The sequence below is a fragment of the Enterobacter cloacae complex sp. IR5412 genome, from assembly GCF_049237385.1.
GTDB classification, from domain to species: Bacteria; Pseudomonadota; Gammaproteobacteria; order Enterobacterales; family Enterobacteriaceae; genus Enterobacter; species Enterobacter intestinihominis.
Map to the genome: position 1 here is coordinate 124033 of NZ_JBMKHQ010000004.1, position 15509 is coordinate 139541.

At 54.5% G+C, this 15509-nt stretch carries 16 protein-coding genes; 6 read left to right on the forward strand and 10 right to left on the reverse strand.

Translation table 11 applies throughout. From position 1 onward, the window contains the following. Positions 1 to 68: 68 nt before the first annotated feature. Positions 69 to 1022, forward strand: coding sequence for a YbeF family transcriptional regulator (locus tag ACOTX2_RS09280; protein ID WP_022647425.1), 954 nt, complete (start codon positions 69 to 71; stop codon positions 1020 to 1022). A gap of 206 nt (positions 1023 to 1228) precedes the next feature. Then, complete coding sequence (gene lipA, locus ACOTX2_RS09285) at positions 1229 to 2194, forward strand: lipoyl synthase (RefSeq protein ID WP_006809637.1); 966 nt, start codon at positions 1229 to 1231, stop codon at positions 2192 to 2194. Between the two features lie 80 nt (positions 2195 to 2274). Here lipA and tatE read toward each other — a convergent pair whose 3' ends face one another. Then, on the reverse strand, positions 2275 to 2478 hold the full coding sequence (gene tatE / locus ACOTX2_RS09290; RefSeq protein WP_022647424.1) for a twin-arginine translocase subunit TatE: 204 nt from the start codon (positions 2476 to 2478) through the stop codon (positions 2275 to 2277). Positions 2479 to 2606: 128 nt separating this feature from the next. Continuing rightward, on the reverse strand, positions 2607 to 3395 hold the full coding sequence (locus ACOTX2_RS09295) for a deaminated glutathione amidase (protein ID WP_022647423.1): 789 nt from the start codon (positions 3393 to 3395) through the stop codon (positions 2607 to 2609). Positions 3396 to 3462: 67 nt separating this feature from the next. On the opposite strand from ACOTX2_RS09295, the gene crcB reads away from it, so the two are divergent. Further along, the gene (crcB, locus tag ACOTX2_RS09300; protein WP_017382474.1) at positions 3463 to 3846 is read left to right on the forward strand and encodes a fluoride efflux transporter CrcB; all 384 of its coding nucleotides are present in this window, start codon (positions 3463 to 3465) and stop codon (positions 3844 to 3846) included. Positions 3847 to 4065: 219 nt separating this feature from the next. On the opposite strand, the gene cspE is transcribed toward crcB, so the two are convergent. From cspE to ACOTX2_RS09335, 7 genes are all read right to left on the reverse strand, one after another. Further along, on the reverse strand, positions 4066 to 4275 hold the full coding sequence (cspE, locus tag ACOTX2_RS09305) for a transcription antiterminator/RNA stability regulator CspE (protein WP_002439184.1): 210 nt from the start codon (positions 4273 to 4275) through the stop codon (positions 4066 to 4068). A gap of 190 nt (positions 4276 to 4465) precedes the next feature. Continuing rightward, positions 4466 to 5041 carry a lipid IV(A) palmitoyltransferase PagP gene (gene pagP, locus ACOTX2_RS09310; protein ID WP_032621658.1) on the reverse strand — a complete coding sequence of 192 codons (576 nt, stop codon included), beginning with the start codon at positions 5039 to 5041 and terminating at the stop codon, positions 4466 to 4468. A 161-nt stretch (positions 5042 to 5202) separates the two neighbouring features. Then, positions 5203 to 8319: an efflux RND transporter permease subunit gene (locus ACOTX2_RS09315; RefSeq protein WP_063148015.1), complete on the reverse strand. Its 3117-nt coding sequence runs from the start codon at positions 8317 to 8319 to the stop codon at positions 5203 to 5205. Further along, the gene (locus ACOTX2_RS09320; protein WP_063148016.1) at positions 8316 to 9515 is read right to left on the reverse strand and encodes an efflux RND transporter periplasmic adaptor subunit; all 1200 of its coding nucleotides are present in this window, start codon (positions 9513 to 9515) and stop codon (positions 8316 to 8318) included. The genes ACOTX2_RS09315 and ACOTX2_RS09320 overlap by 4 nt, the downstream gene beginning before the upstream one ends. After that, positions 9512 to 10768: a TolC family protein gene (locus tag ACOTX2_RS09325; RefSeq protein WP_063148017.1), complete on the reverse strand. Its 1257-nt coding sequence runs from the start codon at positions 10766 to 10768 to the stop codon at positions 9512 to 9514. The genes ACOTX2_RS09320 and ACOTX2_RS09325 overlap by 4 nt, the downstream gene beginning before the upstream one ends. A gap of 11 nt (positions 10769 to 10779) precedes the next feature. Next, entirely contained in the window at positions 10780 to 11073 is a 294-nt protein-coding gene (locus ACOTX2_RS09330; protein WP_023299583.1) for a copper-binding protein, read from the reverse strand. A gap of 53 nt (positions 11074 to 11126) precedes the next feature. Continuing rightward, entirely contained in the window at positions 11127 to 11528 is a 402-nt protein-coding gene (locus ACOTX2_RS09335; protein WP_063148018.1) for a hypothetical protein, read from the reverse strand. A gap of 342 nt (positions 11529 to 11870) precedes the next feature. Here ACOTX2_RS09335 and dcuC point away from each other — a divergent pair, with 342 nt between their 5' ends. Continuing rightward, positions 11871 to 13238, forward strand: a complete 1368-nt coding sequence (gene dcuC, locus ACOTX2_RS09340) for an anaerobic C4-dicarboxylate transporter DcuC (RefSeq protein WP_063148019.1) — start codon at positions 11871 to 11873, stop codon at positions 13236 to 13238. A gap of 94 nt (positions 13239 to 13332) precedes the next feature. Beyond that, entirely contained in the window at positions 13333 to 14142 is an 810-nt protein-coding gene (rna, locus tag ACOTX2_RS09345; protein ID WP_032624674.1) for a ribonuclease I, read from the forward strand. Here rna and ACOTX2_RS09350 read toward each other — a convergent pair. Further along, positions 14136 to 14762: a flavin reductase family protein gene (locus ACOTX2_RS09350; protein WP_063148020.1), complete on the reverse strand. Its 627-nt coding sequence runs from the start codon at positions 14760 to 14762 to the stop codon at positions 14136 to 14138. The genes rna and ACOTX2_RS09350 overlap by 7 nt on opposite strands. A 262-nt stretch (positions 14763 to 15024) precedes the next feature. On the opposite strand from ACOTX2_RS09350, the gene rnk reads away from it, so the two are divergent. Continuing rightward, positions 15025 to 15435: a nucleoside diphosphate kinase regulator gene (rnk, locus tag ACOTX2_RS09355; protein WP_022647414.1), complete on the forward strand. Its 411-nt coding sequence runs from the start codon at positions 15025 to 15027 to the stop codon at positions 15433 to 15435. The last annotated feature ends 74 nt before the right edge of the window (positions 15436 to 15509 follow it).

The window sequence follows — 15509 nt, forward strand, 5'->3', positions numbered from 1 at the left end:
GAATCTCTGCAAGCATAATAAATAAATTCAACTATCATTCATATTGTGAATGGATACGGAGTAAGAGCGTGGAGCCTACTAATTTACCAGCCAAACGCCTGAATGAAACCAGCGGCGAAGATAAGCCGCAAATTTTTCGGACTTTACGTAATATTGATCTCAATTTATTGACTATTTTTGAGGCGGTATATGTCCATAAAGGTATCGTTAATGCTGCGAAAATTCTTAATCTCACGCCCTCTGCTATTAGCCAGTCAATTCAAAAATTGCGCGCGATATTTCCCGATCCGTTATTTATTCGTAAAGGCCAGGGCGTAACCCCAACCGCGTACGCTACCCATCTGCATGAGTACATCAGCCAGGGTCTGGAATCAATACTGGGCGCGCTGGATCTCACCGGCAGTTATGATAAGCAACGAACTATCACCATAGGCACCTCTCCCTCAGTGGGCGTTCTGGTCATGCCGGCCATCTATCAGGCGGTGAAACAGCATGCGCCACAGTTGCTTATCCGCAACGTGCCCGTCACCGATCCGGAAACACAGCTGGCGCAATTCCAGACGGACCTGATCATCGACGGCAATAGCTTTACGGCCAGAGCGTTAGGGCATAACGTACTTTATACCGACACTCTGGCGCTCGTTTGTCGTCAGGCTCACCCTGCGTTGAGCGCACCTTTGACGCCAGAAAATTTGCGCCATTACGAACATGCGACATTTATGTCCGAAGGACAGGGTCAGGATCCGCTGCGACAACGTATTGACGAACTCTTCCCGGATCGTCCGATCAGCTTTAGCAGTTACAATATGTTTACCCTCGCGGCCCTGATTGGCAGCAGCGACTTGCTCTGTATCATGCCTGTGCGTCTCTTCACTTTGCTTCAAAAGTGCTGGCCACTGGAGAGCATTCCATTAAGTCAACTTACGACGGAATCTATTGAAATCTCACTGCATTACAACAAGCTAAGCCTGCGTGATCCGGTGCTGGAAAACGTCATCAATGTGATCCGCCAGACTTTTTGATCCGCCTTTCAGCGTAAGGCCCTGCCACATGCGGGGCAAAAGGCACAAAACAACAACTATTTTACAAATTGGCGACCTGGCAGGCTGCTTTACCGCCCCTTTAAATGATATACTGCCTGTCGTTCGTTCAAAAATAGTTGATAATTACAACATTCCCTTGAATTGAAACGCTTTCCTTCGATATTCGCAACTGGAACACGCACGCTATGAGTAAACCCATTGTGATGGAACGCGGTGTTAAATACCGCGATGCCGATAAAATGGCCCTTATCCCGGTTAAAAACGTGGCTACAGAGCGCGAGGCGCTGTTAAGAAAACCGGAATGGATGAAAATTAAACTTCCGGCTGACTCTTCGCGTATTCAGGGGATCAAAGCGGCGATGCGCAAAAATGGCCTCCACTCTGTCTGTGAAGAGGCCTCCTGCCCTAACCTTGCTGAATGTTTCAATCACGGTACCGCGACGTTTATGATTCTGGGTGCCATCTGCACCCGCCGCTGTCCGTTCTGTGACGTTGCTCATGGCCGTCCTGTTGCGCCTGACGCTAACGAACCGCAAAAACTGGCGCAGACCATTGCCGATATGGCGCTGCGTTATGTTGTTATCACCTCCGTTGACCGTGACGATCTGCGCGATGGCGGTGCTCAGCATTTCGCTGACTGCATTACCGCCATCCGCGAAAAAAGCCCGAACATTAAGATTGAGACGCTGGTGCCGGACTTCCGTGGCCGTATGGACCGCGCGCTCGATATCCTGACCGCGACGCCACCAGACGTGTTCAACCACAACCTGGAGAACGTACCGCGTATCTACCGTCAGGTGCGTCCAGGTGCAGATTACAACTGGTCGCTGAAGCTGCTGGAGCGCTTTAAAGAAGCCCATCCGCATATTCCTACCAAGTCTGGCCTGATGGTGGGACTGGGTGAAACCAACGCTGAGATCATTGAAGTGATGCGCGATCTGCGCCGCCACGGCGTCACCATGCTGACGCTGGGGCAGTATCTACAGCCAAGCCGTCACCACCTGCCTGTACAGCGTTACGTGAGTCCGGATGAGTTCGATGAAATGAAAGCCGAAGCGATGGCGATGGGCTTTACCCACGCTGCGTGCGGTCCGTTTGTTCGCTCCTCTTATCACGCCGATATGCAGGCGAAGGGCGAAGAAGTGAAATAAAGCTGTAAAACTTATTTACAGTAAAACAAAAAACCGGCCTCGTGAGCCGGTTTTTTTATGCAAGCCTTGCAGCATTGCCATTACTCTTTGTGTGAAAGCTTCTGTGCTGCGATGTCATCTTCGGCACTTTTCTTCGCTGCCGCGTCGTCATCGTTCATTGCTTTCTTAAAGCCCTTAATGGCAGCACCCAGGTCTCCACCCAGCGTGCGTAACTTCTTGGTACCGAACAGCAGGACGACCAGTGCGGCAACCACCAGCAGTTTGGTAATACTAATCTCACCCATAAATACCTTCTTTACATGAAACAGGCTGCATTCAGCGCCAAAGAAACCTGAACGTATTAACGGTCATCAGGCGCGCGCACACAATAGCAATCTGTAACAAGGTGAATCAAGCATTGTTGAAAAAAACATCATATTAATTGCGGTGGCGCAAACCTGCGGTTGCGCAGAACAGGTAATTGCTGACGCGCAAGCGTTATTCGTGCTGACGTTATCTCTGTCAGCAGTAAAGCAGGCGCTTCCGCCGCCGCGGCTACGGTCACTCCCAGCGGATCGACAACCCTGCTCTGCCCGATATTTTTATTGCCACATTCACCCGCAGCCACTACATAGCAGGTGGTGTCCAGCGCGCGTGCGGCCAGTAGCGTTACCCAGTGATGCTCCTTAAGCGGTCCTCTGACCCACGCGGCGGGCAGAACCAGCACCTCGGCCCCCTGTAGTGCCAGGTTCAGCGCCAGCTCCGGAAAACGGATATCGTAGCAGGTCATCAGGCCAACCTTAAAACCCTCCACCTCAATCAGCGGCGGAATTACACTCCCCGGATCGACCAGTCGCGACTCCTGGACGCTGAACGCATCATACAGATGAAGTTTGGCGTAGCTTGCGACAATAGCGCCTTCACGTATCGCCACCAGCGTGTTCACCGCCCGCCCCGGCGTGGAGGGAACATGGATAGTCAAAATGGTGGTGAGCGCGTTACCGACGCTTTCGGCCAGCAGTCGTTTCAGAAACGCCCCTTCCAGCATTTGCGCAGACTTTACCGACAGGTCCGGATCGCCATCATCGCGCGCCAGTAACGCTTCAGGAAGCACCAGCAGCGCCGCCCCTTTTTGCTTCGCCTGGTTCATCAGGGAGATGCACTTGTCCGCGTTTTCATTCCAGTCCGGCGTCACCGCAAACTGCCCTACTGCAACATACATAATTGTCTCCCGGTTAAAAACAGCGTTACACTCGACGCACTTACACAGCAAATAGCAGGTATTGACAGTGTTACAACTACTTATAGCCGTTTTTATTGGTGGGGGCACGGGTAGCGTTGCGCGCTGGCTCTTAAGCATGCGGTTTAACCCGCTGCATCAGGCCATTCCGATGGGGACACTGGCGGCAAACCTGATCGGGGCATTTATCATCGGGATGGGGCTGGCGTGGTTTAATCGCATGACCAACATCGACCCTATGTGGAAGGTATTGATTACGACCGGTTTCTGCGGCGGTTTAACGACGTTTTCTACCTTCTCTGCGGAGGTGGTGTTTCTGTTTCAGGAAGGCCGGATGGGCTGGGCGCTGACGAACATTGCCGTTAACATGCTTGGCTCGTTTGCGATGACTGCGATCGCATTCTGGTTATTTTCCTCCGCCAGCGGACATTAAGCGCGACAACCTTAATGTTGGCTTAATTTTTCTCTGTCATTCTTGGCTCAATATTGAACGAGGGTGATAGCATGAGAGAGAATCTGTCAGGCGTGGGTATGGTATTGCTAAGCGTCGCGATCGTCGCCAGCTTTCTGAAGATCTATCTTTTTGGTTGATTCATAACGAAAAAAACCCGCTCATTGAGCGGGTTTTGAAATTCTTGCTGACGCGTCTGAATTACAGAGCGATTACGTTAGCAGCAGAAGGGCCTTTGGCACCGTTAGTGATTTCGAACTCTACGCGCTGACCTTCAGCCAGAGTTTTGAAACCATTAGACTGGATTGCAGAGAAGTGTACGAACACGTCTTTGCTGCCATCTTCAGGAGTAATGAAACCGAATCCTTTGGACTCATTAAACCACTTAACGTTACCTTTAATCTTAGACATCAAAATTACCTTTACATTAAAAAACGACACAAATGCTGTGTCGGGTATCAGTACAACAATTGTGAGGCGTTTTGTCCAGCGGATCTTTGATAAAAAGTGACAAAAGTCGCGTTAATTTTCGCTGTCCGATTTTTATCCTTTACATTTCAATGTCTGTGCGTTTTTTGGCCGATTTACCAGACAAATTCAGTTAAAACTGAAACCGCATCCAGGCAAAGTAAACGTTACCGTTGTTATACGTACCCGGTATGTAGGTCATCTGAAACGTTGCCGGACCATAGCCGATGGAGGCAAGCGGCAACAGTACCGGAACAGGAATGTATTTCCAGTTATCACGCGCCGTGAACCCTGCCGTATAGCCCAGCCCAAGACGGAAGTTGTCGTCTGATAACGGACGCCAGGTTTTTTCCCAGCCGTAGCCACCAATAGGCTCCCATTTATTGTAGGAGTCCTTAAACGCCATCAGGTACAGGCCATGCCAGTTACCTTTTTCATCCCAGCGAGACTGACCGAAACCAGCCCCCCACGGACGCTCGTTATAACGGTCTGTTTTTTCTTTATCGTAGGCAAAACGTGCATGCCACGTAATGGCCGGAATATAGAGATCGTAATGTTCAGGTTCGTTCCATGTTTGCGCAACGTTATCCGTGAAGGTGGTGAACCAGCTTTTATCCGCTGTATTGCTCTGTGCATTAACAGCAGACGCAAATGATAACTGCGCAATAATAAACAATAAAATCAGGGGGAATTTAATTCGTACAATCACAATGCCATTACCATATTTAGTATTCGGTGCAGACCTTAGCACAGATTACTTGAATGAACGCTTAACAGCATGGGTGTTATTCCTAATTACCATCCCGTTCCTGAGAATAGTCTGACGATACATAAACTGCATGCCTGAATAAGCACATGCAGTTGACATTTTTAACGTTGATGTAACAATTTGTAGAGTGCGGGAATAACTAACATCGACAATAACGGTGCAGTAACCATGCCACCAATCATCGGTGCAGCAATACGTTGCATCACCTCCGAGCCACTCCCATTGCCCCACATGATTGGCAGCAGTCCCGCCATAATCGTGGCGACCGTCATCACCTTCGGACGCACGCGCAGCACGGCACCTTCGTGAATCGCCCGCAATAGCACCGTATTTCCCCCTTCTGGCTCAAGCCTGTGATATTTATCAAGCGCATGATTCAAATATAGAACCATAATTACGCCGAATTCTGCTGCCACCCCGGAAAGGGCGATAAAGCCAACGGCCCCCGCCACAGACAAATTATATTCAAGCAGCCATAATAACCACACCCCACCAATAAGCGCGAAAGGCAATGTCCCCATTATTATCAGGACATTTGATATCCGCCTGAAGGTTAACCATAAAAGGACGAATATAATCATCAGCGTGACAGGTAAGACTATTTTAAGCGTCGCGGTCGCCCGTTCCAGATATTCAAACTGCCCGGACCAGGAGAGAGATACGCCCTGCGGCAATAGCACCTTCTCCTCCACCCGTTTTTGCATTTCATCTACGGCGGACTTCAGATCGCGCCCGCGTAAGTCCACGTAGATCCAGCTGGAAAGGCGCGCGTTTTCACTTTTTAGCATCGGTGGGCCTTCCGTCACGACGATATCGGCCAGTTCCCCCAGCGCCACCTGGCTACCGCTGGCGGTTACTACCGGCAACACCCGCAACGTGTCGACGTTATCACGCAAATCGCGGGGATAACGCAGGTTGATGGGGTACCGCTCGCGTCCCTGGATCACCTCACCAATGTTATCGCCCCCGACCAGCGTGGAGACCAGGCTTTGCAGTTCATCGACGGAAACGCCGTAGCGCGCGGCTTTTTGCCGGTCGATACGAATATCCACGTAGCGCCCGCCCTCCAGTCGCTCCGCCAGCGCCGAGGAGACGCCAGGAACGTCCTTCACCACCTGCTCAATCTGCCGGGCCACGCGCTCAATGTCGGCAATATTATTGCCGTTCACCTTAATGCCGACCGGGCTTTTGATCCCGGTTGCCAGCATGTCCAGACGGTTACGGACAGGGGGCACCCACACATTGGCAATGCCCGGCAGCGACACGGTTTTATCGAGCTCCTCCACCAGCTTTTGCGGCGTCATTCCAGGCCGCCACTGCTCGCGGGGCTTAAAGTGGATAGTTGTTTCCAGCATGGTTAATGGCGCGGGATCGGTTGCCGACTCCGCCCGACCAGCTTTGCCAAACACGCTCGCCACCTCCGGTACGCTTTTGATCAAGCGGTCCGTCTGCTGAAGCAGCCGCGATGCCTCGCGAGCAGAGATCCCCGGCAGCGTGGAGGGCATATAGAGTAAATCCCCTTCATCCAGCGGCGGCATAAACTCACTCCCCAGGCGGCTCAGCGGCCAGAGCGTGGCGATCAGCAGCAGACATGCCAGTGCCAGGGTCGTTTTCGGGAAGGTCAGTACCTTATCAAGCAGCGGCTCATACAGGCGGATCAGGAGGCGGTTTATCGGGTTTGCCTTCTCATCCGGGATTTTCCCGCGAATAAAGAAGCCCATTAGCACCGGCACCAGAGTGATCCCAAGCCCGGCGGCCACGGCCATCGACCAGGTTTTGGTGAACGCCAGCGGCGAGAACATTCGCCCCTCCTGCGCTTCCAGCGAAAATACCGGTATAAATGACAGCGTGATGATTAACAGGCTGCAAAACAGCGCCGGTCCCACTTCAACCGCCGCCTTTTCCGCCAGACGCCAGTACTCTCCCGACGCAGGCTCCTTGCCCGGATTATCATGCCGCCACTGCTCCAGCACCTTGTGCATGTTTTCAATCATGACAATTGCCGCATCCACCATCGCTCCGATGGCAATGGCGATCCCGCCGAGCGACATCATATTCGCGTTAATGCCCTGATAGTGCATCACCACAAAAGCCCCGAGGATCCCCAGCGGCAGAGAAACCATCGCCACCAGCGCGGAACGCAGGTGGAACAGGAACAGCGCGCACACCAGTACCACCACGGCAAACTCTTCGAGCAGCTTGTGCGTCAGCGTTTTGACCGACTCCTCAATCAGCGTGGAGCGATCGTAGACCGGAACAATCTCGACGCCCTGCGGCAGCGTTTTTTGCAGCTCGCTCAGTTTCGCTTTTACCGCGCGAAGGGTTTCCAGCGCGTTCTGCCCGTAGCGCATCACGATTACGCCGCCAGCAACCTCCCCTTCACCGTTAAGCTCCGCCACGCCCCGGCGGATCTCCGGGCCAATGCCAATGGTGGCGACATCTTTCAGCAGGACAGGTACGCCATCGCGGGTGGCGATCACCACATTGCGAAAATCCTCCAGCGAGCGCAAATAGCCCGTTGTCCGCACCATATACTCCGCTTCGCCCATCTCCAGCAGGGCGCCGCCGCTCTCTTTATTGGCGGCCTGCACCGCGCCGGATAGCTGGCTGTGGGTAATATTCAGCGCGCGCATTTTCGCCGGGTCCGCCACGATCTGATACTGACGCACCATTCCGCCAATGCTTGCCACTTCAGATACATTCGGTACCGTCTTAAGCTCGAACTTAAGCGTCCAGTCCTGAAGGGCCCGCAGATCTGCCAGGCTGTGTTTTCCACTACGGTCGATCAGCGCATATTCGTAGATCCAGCCCACGCCCGTCGCATCCGGCCCCAGCGACACCTTCACGCCCGGCGGAAACTGCGCCTGTACCTGGCTTAAATATTCCAGCACCCGGGATCGCGCCCAGTAGAGATCGGTGCCATCCTCAAACAGCACATACACATAAGCGTCACCAAACATTGAAAAACCGCGCACGGTTTTGGCGCCCGGCACAGACAACATGGAAGTTGTCAGCGGCCAGGTCACCTGATCTTCAATCACCTGCGGCGCTTTCCCGGGGTAACTCGCTTTGATAATGACCTGCACATCAGACAGATCGGGCAACGCGTCCAGCGGCGCGCGCTGCACCGCCCACCAGCCCCAGCTGGCCATCATCAGCGCGGCCAGGATCACCAGCAGGCGGTTACGCAACGAGGCGCGAATCACAGCGGCAATCATGGCGTCACCTCCGGCATCACGCTACGCAGGCTGGCTTCGGAATCAATCAGGAATTGCCCGGACGTCACCACCTTATCACCCTCTTTGACCCCGGACAGGATCGCCGTCCAGCCCTGCGCCGTCAGGCCGGTTTTCACCGTCACAGGCTGAAAATAACCGTCCCCGGTAGCCAGCAGCAGACGCGCAGACTCTCCGCTGTTAATCACCGCTTCTTCCGGCACCGCCAGCACCTGCGGGCCTTTCAGCTCTTCCGCACGGCTGACGGAGAGGTACATGCCCGGCTTCAGCTTATGTGCGGAATTTTCCAGCACGATACGGGCTTTCAGGGTTCGCGTGGCCGCCTCCATCTGCGGCAGCAATTCGCTGACCGTGCCGTGGAACTGCTCCCCCGGCCAGCTTTCTGAGGTTGCTACCACCTTGCTGCCCACCGCCAGAGACTGCGCCTGCGTTTGCGGGTAGTCGACCACCAGCCAGACCGGATCGAGGCTGGCGATCTCAAACAGCGGCGCCGTTGCGGTGATTTGCGCCCCTTCCCGCACGTCCAGCTTCACCACATAGCCCGCCCGGTCGGTGCGCAGAATGAGCGTGGTCTGCGGCTTACCGCTACGCTCCAGCAAACGAATGACCTCTTCTGGCATAAACTGCAACGCCAGCCGCTCGCGAGCGGCGCGGGTCAATGCGGCATCGCCAAGCTGACGAACCGCGAGATACTCCTGCTGGGCGGCGGTCCACTGCGGGATCCACAGTTGCGCCAGCGCCTCTCCGGCTTTTACCTGCTGCTGCGGCGCATTAACAAACAATTTTGACACCACGCCATTGGCCGGGGCTGACAACACCGAGACGTTACGTTCATCCGTTGCAACCGTGGCAAAGGCCGAGAACGGCGAAACCAGCTGGCGCATCTCAACGTTGGCGGTTTTCATCCCCAGGTTTTGCTGCTGTTGAGTGCTGATGGCCACGCCTGACGCCGCCTGCGCTTCATCGGCGTAGCGTGGGACCAGATCCATATCCATAAAGGGGGATTTACCCGGCTTATCGAAGCGCTGACCGGGCACCATGGGGTCGTACCAGTAAAGCACCTTGCGTTCTGATGGTTGTGAAGCCGCATCCGGCTGATGCGTCTGCTTCTGTCCGACAAAATAGCCGCCAACGGCAGCTATCGCGATGGCAATCGCCATTAACGTTGTTTTTTTCATTGCGCCAGCTCCTGCGGGATCAGCCAGTTCACGGCAGCCCAGGTTCGCGCCATTTCGCGCTCCGCCTGGTTCACCGCCAGTTCCGTATCCAGTACGCCACGACGCGCCTCCAGCAGGGCCGGAAGCGCCGACTGTCCAGAACGATATTGCGCCGTCAGCACCGCCAGCCGTTGTCGCTGCAACGGTAGTACCTCATCCCGCTGACGCTGCCACACCGTTTGCGCAGCCTGATACTGCGCCACCAGCGTTTGCACCTGGGCAATGTGTTCGCGTTTGAGCAGCGTCAGTTGATCCACCGCCTGCATTGAGCGGGAAACATCGGCGGCGTAATCCTTGTCCTGACGTTTTGACTGGAACAAAGGCAGATCCACGCTGAACATCACGCCAGCCATATCGTCATAGCCTTCGGCGCGGTGGGCGTAATAGACCTCCACATCCACATCGGGTAGCGCTGCCACGGCAGATTGCGCTGAACGCGCTTTCGCGGTCTCTGCTTCACGTCGCGCGGCCTCCACTTCCGGGTGTCTGGCAATCCCCTCCTGCAACGTTTTTTCATCGGCAAGAAGGCGCTGATAGCGCGGCAGCGGACCGCGAACCGCCGTAATAGCGTGCCCTGTTAGCTCCAGCAGACGGCTTTGCGCCAGCTGCACATCCCGCTGCGCCAGCGTCTCTTTGTCGCGCATGGCGCTGAGGATCATTTGCAGGGCCAGTACGCTGTCCGGCGTTGCGCCTCCCGCCCCGACGCTCGCCTTCTGCACGCCCCGCTGGCGTTCCGTTTCACGGACCAGCGTTCTGGCCGTTTTCAGCGCCTGCTGTGCCAGCGCCAGATCCAGCCAGGCCTGGGCGGTATCACGCTGAAGCGCGGCACGTACGGCCTCGGATTTTGCCAGCACGCTTCGCGCCTGCGCCTGAAAAGTCTGTGCTTTACGTTCCCGCTTCTCTGAGCTGACGTAGCTTTGCATGATGCCAACCTTCTGCATGGTCATCCCTTCGCGCGTAAGCCGCCGATCGTTGCTGCCCTGTACCGGCACGTTTTCAATACCGAATTTCAGTTTTGGATCAGGTAATTGCGTGGCGGAATCCGCCATCGCATCCAGCGCCTGCGCTTCGTTACGGCTGGCGGAGAGTTCTGCCGAGTAGCGCTGGGCTTCGGTCAGGGTGTGTTCGAGCGTCCACGGCTCCGCCTGCGCGGCGGAGGTTAACAGGCCGAACAACACCCCACCGAGCCACAGGCTCAGTGTGTGTTGTTTCATGGTGACCTCGCTTAGCGCGCTGGCGTCAGCGAGATAATCTGGAAACCGTCACCCGCACGCTCAAGCGTGAAGGTCACCTCATCCCCCGGTTTGGCGCCATTCAGCGTGGCGCCGGCAGATAAAGTAAACGGCATGGTCATCGCTGGCCATTTTAGTTCCGGTATGGCCTCGTGACGGAGCATGACGGCATTGTCAGAGATCGACTGAACCACGCCGCGGCCCTGCCAGGTCTGGTTTGCCTGAACGGTATAAGAAGCGAAAGAGATGGACGCGCCAACCAGCGCGGAAAGGAATAGGGTACGCATGATAAAACTCCTGTTAAACGTTAAGTAAATAAAATCAACGAATTAACAGGTTTTTACTCCCGAAACCGGCAATAGCGGATCGTTGCCGGCGGCCCCACAGCAGGAGGGGTAACAGACCACGCAGAATGGCTTGCAGATGAACACTCTGGCGTCGTTAAGGTCAGCGTCATGGCGGCAGGCAGCGCCACCAGATGCGGCTGGGCAGGTTCTTTTTGTACCTGATCCGGCACACAATGTTTTTCACACAGCGGTGAAGCACCGGCAGCATAATGCGGCCCCGGTCCCGCCATCATATCCATATGCTGGATGGTGGCCACCTCACCGCGCAAATCCATTGAACATTGATGGGAGGCGACGGCCACCTGACTCTGGATTAACAGCCAGCCAAACGCCAGCAAAAACATCAGCAGATGTTTTTTGATAAAGCGCAGGCGATACGTCCAGCTGGCGTGCATATTCAGATCGTCGGATAGGGTAAAAGTGAACCGAGTATAAGCAGGCAAAAGAATGAAAGAGAAGTAGTTTTAAAGAGATTTACGTTTTTAAATCGATTGTCGGCAAGTAATACTCAAAACCTTAACACTTCACCATCAATTTAATGACATATAATATCTATTCATCAGGTCAATAACGTCTTAATATAAATGACGCAGGGTTAGCAAAAATATCGTCATCATTGCCTTTAGTAGTCTCTTTCTTGATTTTAATCAGCAAGGACTGGCCATTTATTCGGCACATTTCAGGCTTCTTTTTTATTGATTATTTGTCTCTCGGGCAGCAAGGATACAGGGGAAATCATGCTTACTTTTCTCGAACTCCTCATTGGAGTCGTGGTCATTGTCGGTGTAGCACGCTACATCATTAAAGGTTACTCAGCCACCGGTGTGCTATTTGTCGGCGGCCTGACGCTGCTGATCATTAGCGCGCTAATGGGTCATCAGGTTTTACCCGCCAGCGAAGCCAGCACCGGATATACCGCTACCGATATTGTGGAATATATAAAAATTCTGCTGATGAGCCGCGGCGGCGACCTGGGCATGATGATCATGATGCTCTGCGGATTTGCTGCCTATATGACCCATATCGGTGCGAATGATATGGTGGTGAAGCTGGCTTCTAAGCCGCTGCAATATATTAACTCCCCCTATCTGCTGATGGTCGCGGCTTATTTCCTGGCCTGTCTGATGTCATTAGCCGTTTCCTCAGCAACAGGCCTTGGCGTGCTGTTAATGGCGACGTTATTCCCGGTAATGGTTAACGTCGGGATCAGCCGTGGCGCAGCGGCGGCTATTTGCGCCTCTCCGGCGGCGATTATTCTCTCCCCTACTTCCGGTGACGTGGTGCTGGCAGCGAAAGCCGCGGAAATGTCGCTGATTGACTTCGCCTTCAAAACCACACTGCCAATCTCCATCACCGCTATTCTCGGCATGGGCGTGGCGCATTTCTTCTGGCAACGCTACCTCGATAAGAAAGAGAACGTCAGCCATGAGATGATGGACGTCAGTGAAATCACCACTACCGCCCCGGCGTTTTATTCCATCCTGCCCTTCACGCCGATTATTGGCGTGCTTATTTTTGACGGCAAATGGGGCCCTCAGCTGCACATCATCACTATCCTGGTGATCTGTATGCTGCTGGCGGCCACCCTGGAATTTGTTCGAGGCTTTAATACCCAGAAGGTGTTCACGGGTCTTGAAGTCGCCTTCCGCGGCATGGCGGATGCCTTCGCGGGCGTGGTGATGCTGCTGGTTGCCGCAGGGGTGTTTGCTCAGGGGCTGAGCACAATCGGCTTTATCCAGAGCCTGATCTCTATCGCCACCTCGTTCGGCTCGGCCAGCATTATCCTGATGCTGGTGCTGGTGGTACTGACCATGCTGGCGGCGATGACTACCGGCTCCGGTAACGCGCCGTTCTATGCGTTTGTTGAGATGATCCCTAAGCTGGCACACTCCTCCGGCATCAACCCGGCTTACCTGTCCATTCCGATGCTCCAGGCCTCCAACCTGGGTCGTACCATTTCTCCGGTATCGGGCGTGGTGGTTGCGGTTGCAGGGATGGCAAAAATCTCTCCGTTTGAAGTGGTAAAACGCACGTCAGTGCCGGTGCTAGTTGGCCTGATTATCGTTATTATCGCCACCGAAGTGCTGGTTCCCGGCGCTGCCTAAGCGAAATTCCTGCTTTCCAAAAAGCGCCTGCGGGCGCTTTTTGTGCTTTAATAACCTCCAGAAATTAATCGCGCCCAACCAATCAGGAAAGCAAATGTTCAGGAAGGATATCGTTATCCCGTCTGGCGCAGTAGCGCTTGCACTCTGTGTCTTCTCAATTCAGGCAGATCCGCTTAAGCCAACCCAGTACGGCGATTTCGATCGCTACGTTCTGGCTCTTTCCTGGCAAACGGGATTTTGCCAGAGTATGGTCGAACGCAACCGTGACGAACCGGAAGAGTGTCGCCTGCAAAAAGAGAGCAGCAACAAAACCGATTTTCTGACCGTCCACGGCTTATGGCCAGCACTGCCGAAATCTATTGCCGCTCGCGGAGTGGATGAACGCCGCTGGATGCGCTTCGGCTGTGCCACTCGTCCGGTTCCGAATATGCCAGAAGCAAAAGCCAGCCGCAAATGTGACGCCGCAGAGACCGGACTATCGCTAACGGGCGCGGCGAAGCTTAACAGCGTGATGCCCGGCGCGGGCGGCAACTCCTGCCTTGAACGTTATGAATACGCGAAACACGGCGTCTGCTTTGGTTTTGATCCCGACGCTTACTTCGGCACCATGGTGCGCATGAACCAGGAAGTGAAAAATAGTGCGGTTGGGGAATTTCTGGCGGAAAACTATGGCAAGACCGTCCGCCGTAGCGATTTTGATGCAGCCGTGGCCAAAAGCTGGGGGAAACAGAACGTAAAAGCGTTCAAGCTTACCTGCCATGGCAATCCGGCTTATCTGACCGAGATGCAGATCTCGCTAAAATCCAGCACCATTAACAACTCGCTCTCAGCCAGCACCTTTGCGCCACAGCCGCATCCGGGCAACTGCGGCAAACAGTTTGTTATCGATAAAGCCGGTTACTGATTGTTCCTGCGCGCATCCGGGCGTACCAGATCGAAGCGATGGCTGTCGCTGATGCCGTAGTAGGCTGACGGTCCACCCGCACGCAGAATGGGCTGCGCTTTCGCGGTCTGGTAAATCCCCTCTTCCAGCAAACTCTCAGCGATATGGACGCCCACCACTTCGCCGAGCACCAGCCAGGTATCAATCGGTGTCCCATCCGCGCCGGTCAACTGAATGCACTGTGACAATCGACACTCGAAATTCACCGGGCTTTCCGCCACGCGCGGCGAGCGCACAAGCTGGCTGGCTACGGGCGTCAGGCCGGCAAAGGTAAATTCATCCTCGCCATGAGGGAGTGTGGCGGAGGTTTCATTCATCGCCTCAGCCAGATCGCGCGTTGCGAGGTTCCAGACAAACTCTCCCGTTTCGGTAATATTCCGTACGCTATCCTTCCAGCCGTTGCTGGAAAAACCAATGATCGGTGGGCGATAGTTAAAGCAGTTAAAGAAGCTGTACGGGGCAAGGTTCAGTTGACCGGCCTTATCACAGGATGAAATCCAGCCAATCGGACGCGGACCGATAATGGCGTTCAGCGGGTCGTGGGGCAGACCGTGCCCCTGAGACGGTTGGTAAAAGTACATATCGCTCTCTCTACGCTGGGGCTGCAACGCGCATTGCCCGGTTTAAGTTTTACCAGCGTAACGAAATTTCCGTTCAGCGTGAATCGGGATGCCGGGTTTATTGCCAAAAATTCATATGGCGCACGAATGTGACCTTCATCACTTCAAACTTAGGGTTTCAGACAGTATCATCAGATAAGTTAAACCCTCGCTGCCAGACGGCGAGGGTTTTCTTTTGGATTGGTTTCTGCGTTACACGCAGCATTAACGACATGGAGTAAAAATGTCCAGACCTACGATTATCATCAATGAACTCGACGCAGAACGTATTGACCGACTGTTGGAGAAACCAGAATTCGCCTCGCTGCCGGTTGCCGATGCGCTGAACGAAGAGCTAGACCGGGCGCAGATGTGTACGCCTGAGACCATGCCGCATGATGTGGTCACCATGAACAGCCAGGTGAAGTTCCGCAACCTGACCACCGGGGAGGAACTCACCCGTACGCTGGTCTATCCGGCGCAGATGACCGACAGCAGCATGCAGCTTTCGGTGCTGGCACCCGTGGGCGCGGCGCTGCTTGGACTGCGCACGGGCGATACTATCCACTGGGAACTCCCGGGCGGCGCCTCAGCCCATCTGGAAGTGCTTGAGCTGCTCTACCAGCCCGAAGCCGCTGGCGATTACCTGCGTTAATCCCTTCTGAACAAGCGACCCCGCTTTGCACAGAGGATGCACCTGCATCCTCTTTCCGCAAATTCACCCGATTG

Excerpts from the sequence above, each read along its gene's own strand:
- rnk (WP_022647414.1), top strand. The coding sequence starts at position 15,025 with ATGTCCAGACCTACGATTATCATCAATGAACTCGACGCAGAACGTATT.
- ACOTX2_RS09350 (WP_063148020.1), bottom strand. The coding sequence starts at position 14,762 with ATGTACTTTTACCAACCGTCTCAGGGGCACGGTCTGCCCCACGACCCG.
- ACOTX2_RS09320 (WP_063148016.1), bottom strand. The coding sequence starts at position 9,515 with ATGAAAAAAACAACGTTAATGGCGATTGCCATCGCGATAGCTGCCGTT.
- tatE (WP_022647424.1), bottom strand. The coding sequence starts at position 2,478 with ATGGGTGAGATTAGTATTACCAAACTGCTGGTGGTTGCCGCACTGGTC.
- ACOTX2_RS09335 (WP_063148018.1), bottom strand. The coding sequence starts at position 11,528 with ATGCACGCCAGCTGGACGTATCGCCTGCGCTTTATCAAAAAACATCTG.
- cspE (WP_002439184.1), bottom strand. The coding sequence starts at position 4,275 with ATGTCTAAGATTAAAGGTAACGTTAAGTGGTTTAATGAGTCCAAAGGA.
- ACOTX2_RS09325 (WP_063148017.1), bottom strand. The coding sequence starts at position 10,768 with ATGAAACAACACACACTGAGCCTGTGGCTCGGTGGGGTGTTGTTCGGC.
- rna (WP_032624674.1), top strand. The coding sequence starts at position 13,333 with ATGTTCAGGAAGGATATCGTTATCCCGTCTGGCGCAGTAGCGCTTGCA.
- lipA (WP_006809637.1), top strand. The coding sequence starts at position 1,229 with ATGAGTAAACCCATTGTGATGGAACGCGGTGTTAAATACCGCGATGCC.
- ACOTX2_RS09330 (WP_023299583.1), bottom strand. The coding sequence starts at position 11,073 with ATGCGTACCCTATTCCTTTCCGCGCTGGTTGGCGCGTCCATCTCTTTC.
- ACOTX2_RS09315 (WP_063148015.1), bottom strand. The coding sequence starts at position 8,319 with ATGATTGCCGCTGTGATTCGCGCCTCGTTGCGTAACCGCCTGCTGGTG.
- dcuC (WP_063148019.1), top strand. The coding sequence starts at position 11,871 with ATGCTTACTTTTCTCGAACTCCTCATTGGAGTCGTGGTCATTGTCGGT.
- ACOTX2_RS09295 (WP_022647423.1), bottom strand. The coding sequence starts at position 3,395 with ATGTATGTTGCAGTAGGGCAGTTTGCGGTGACGCCGGACTGGAATGAA.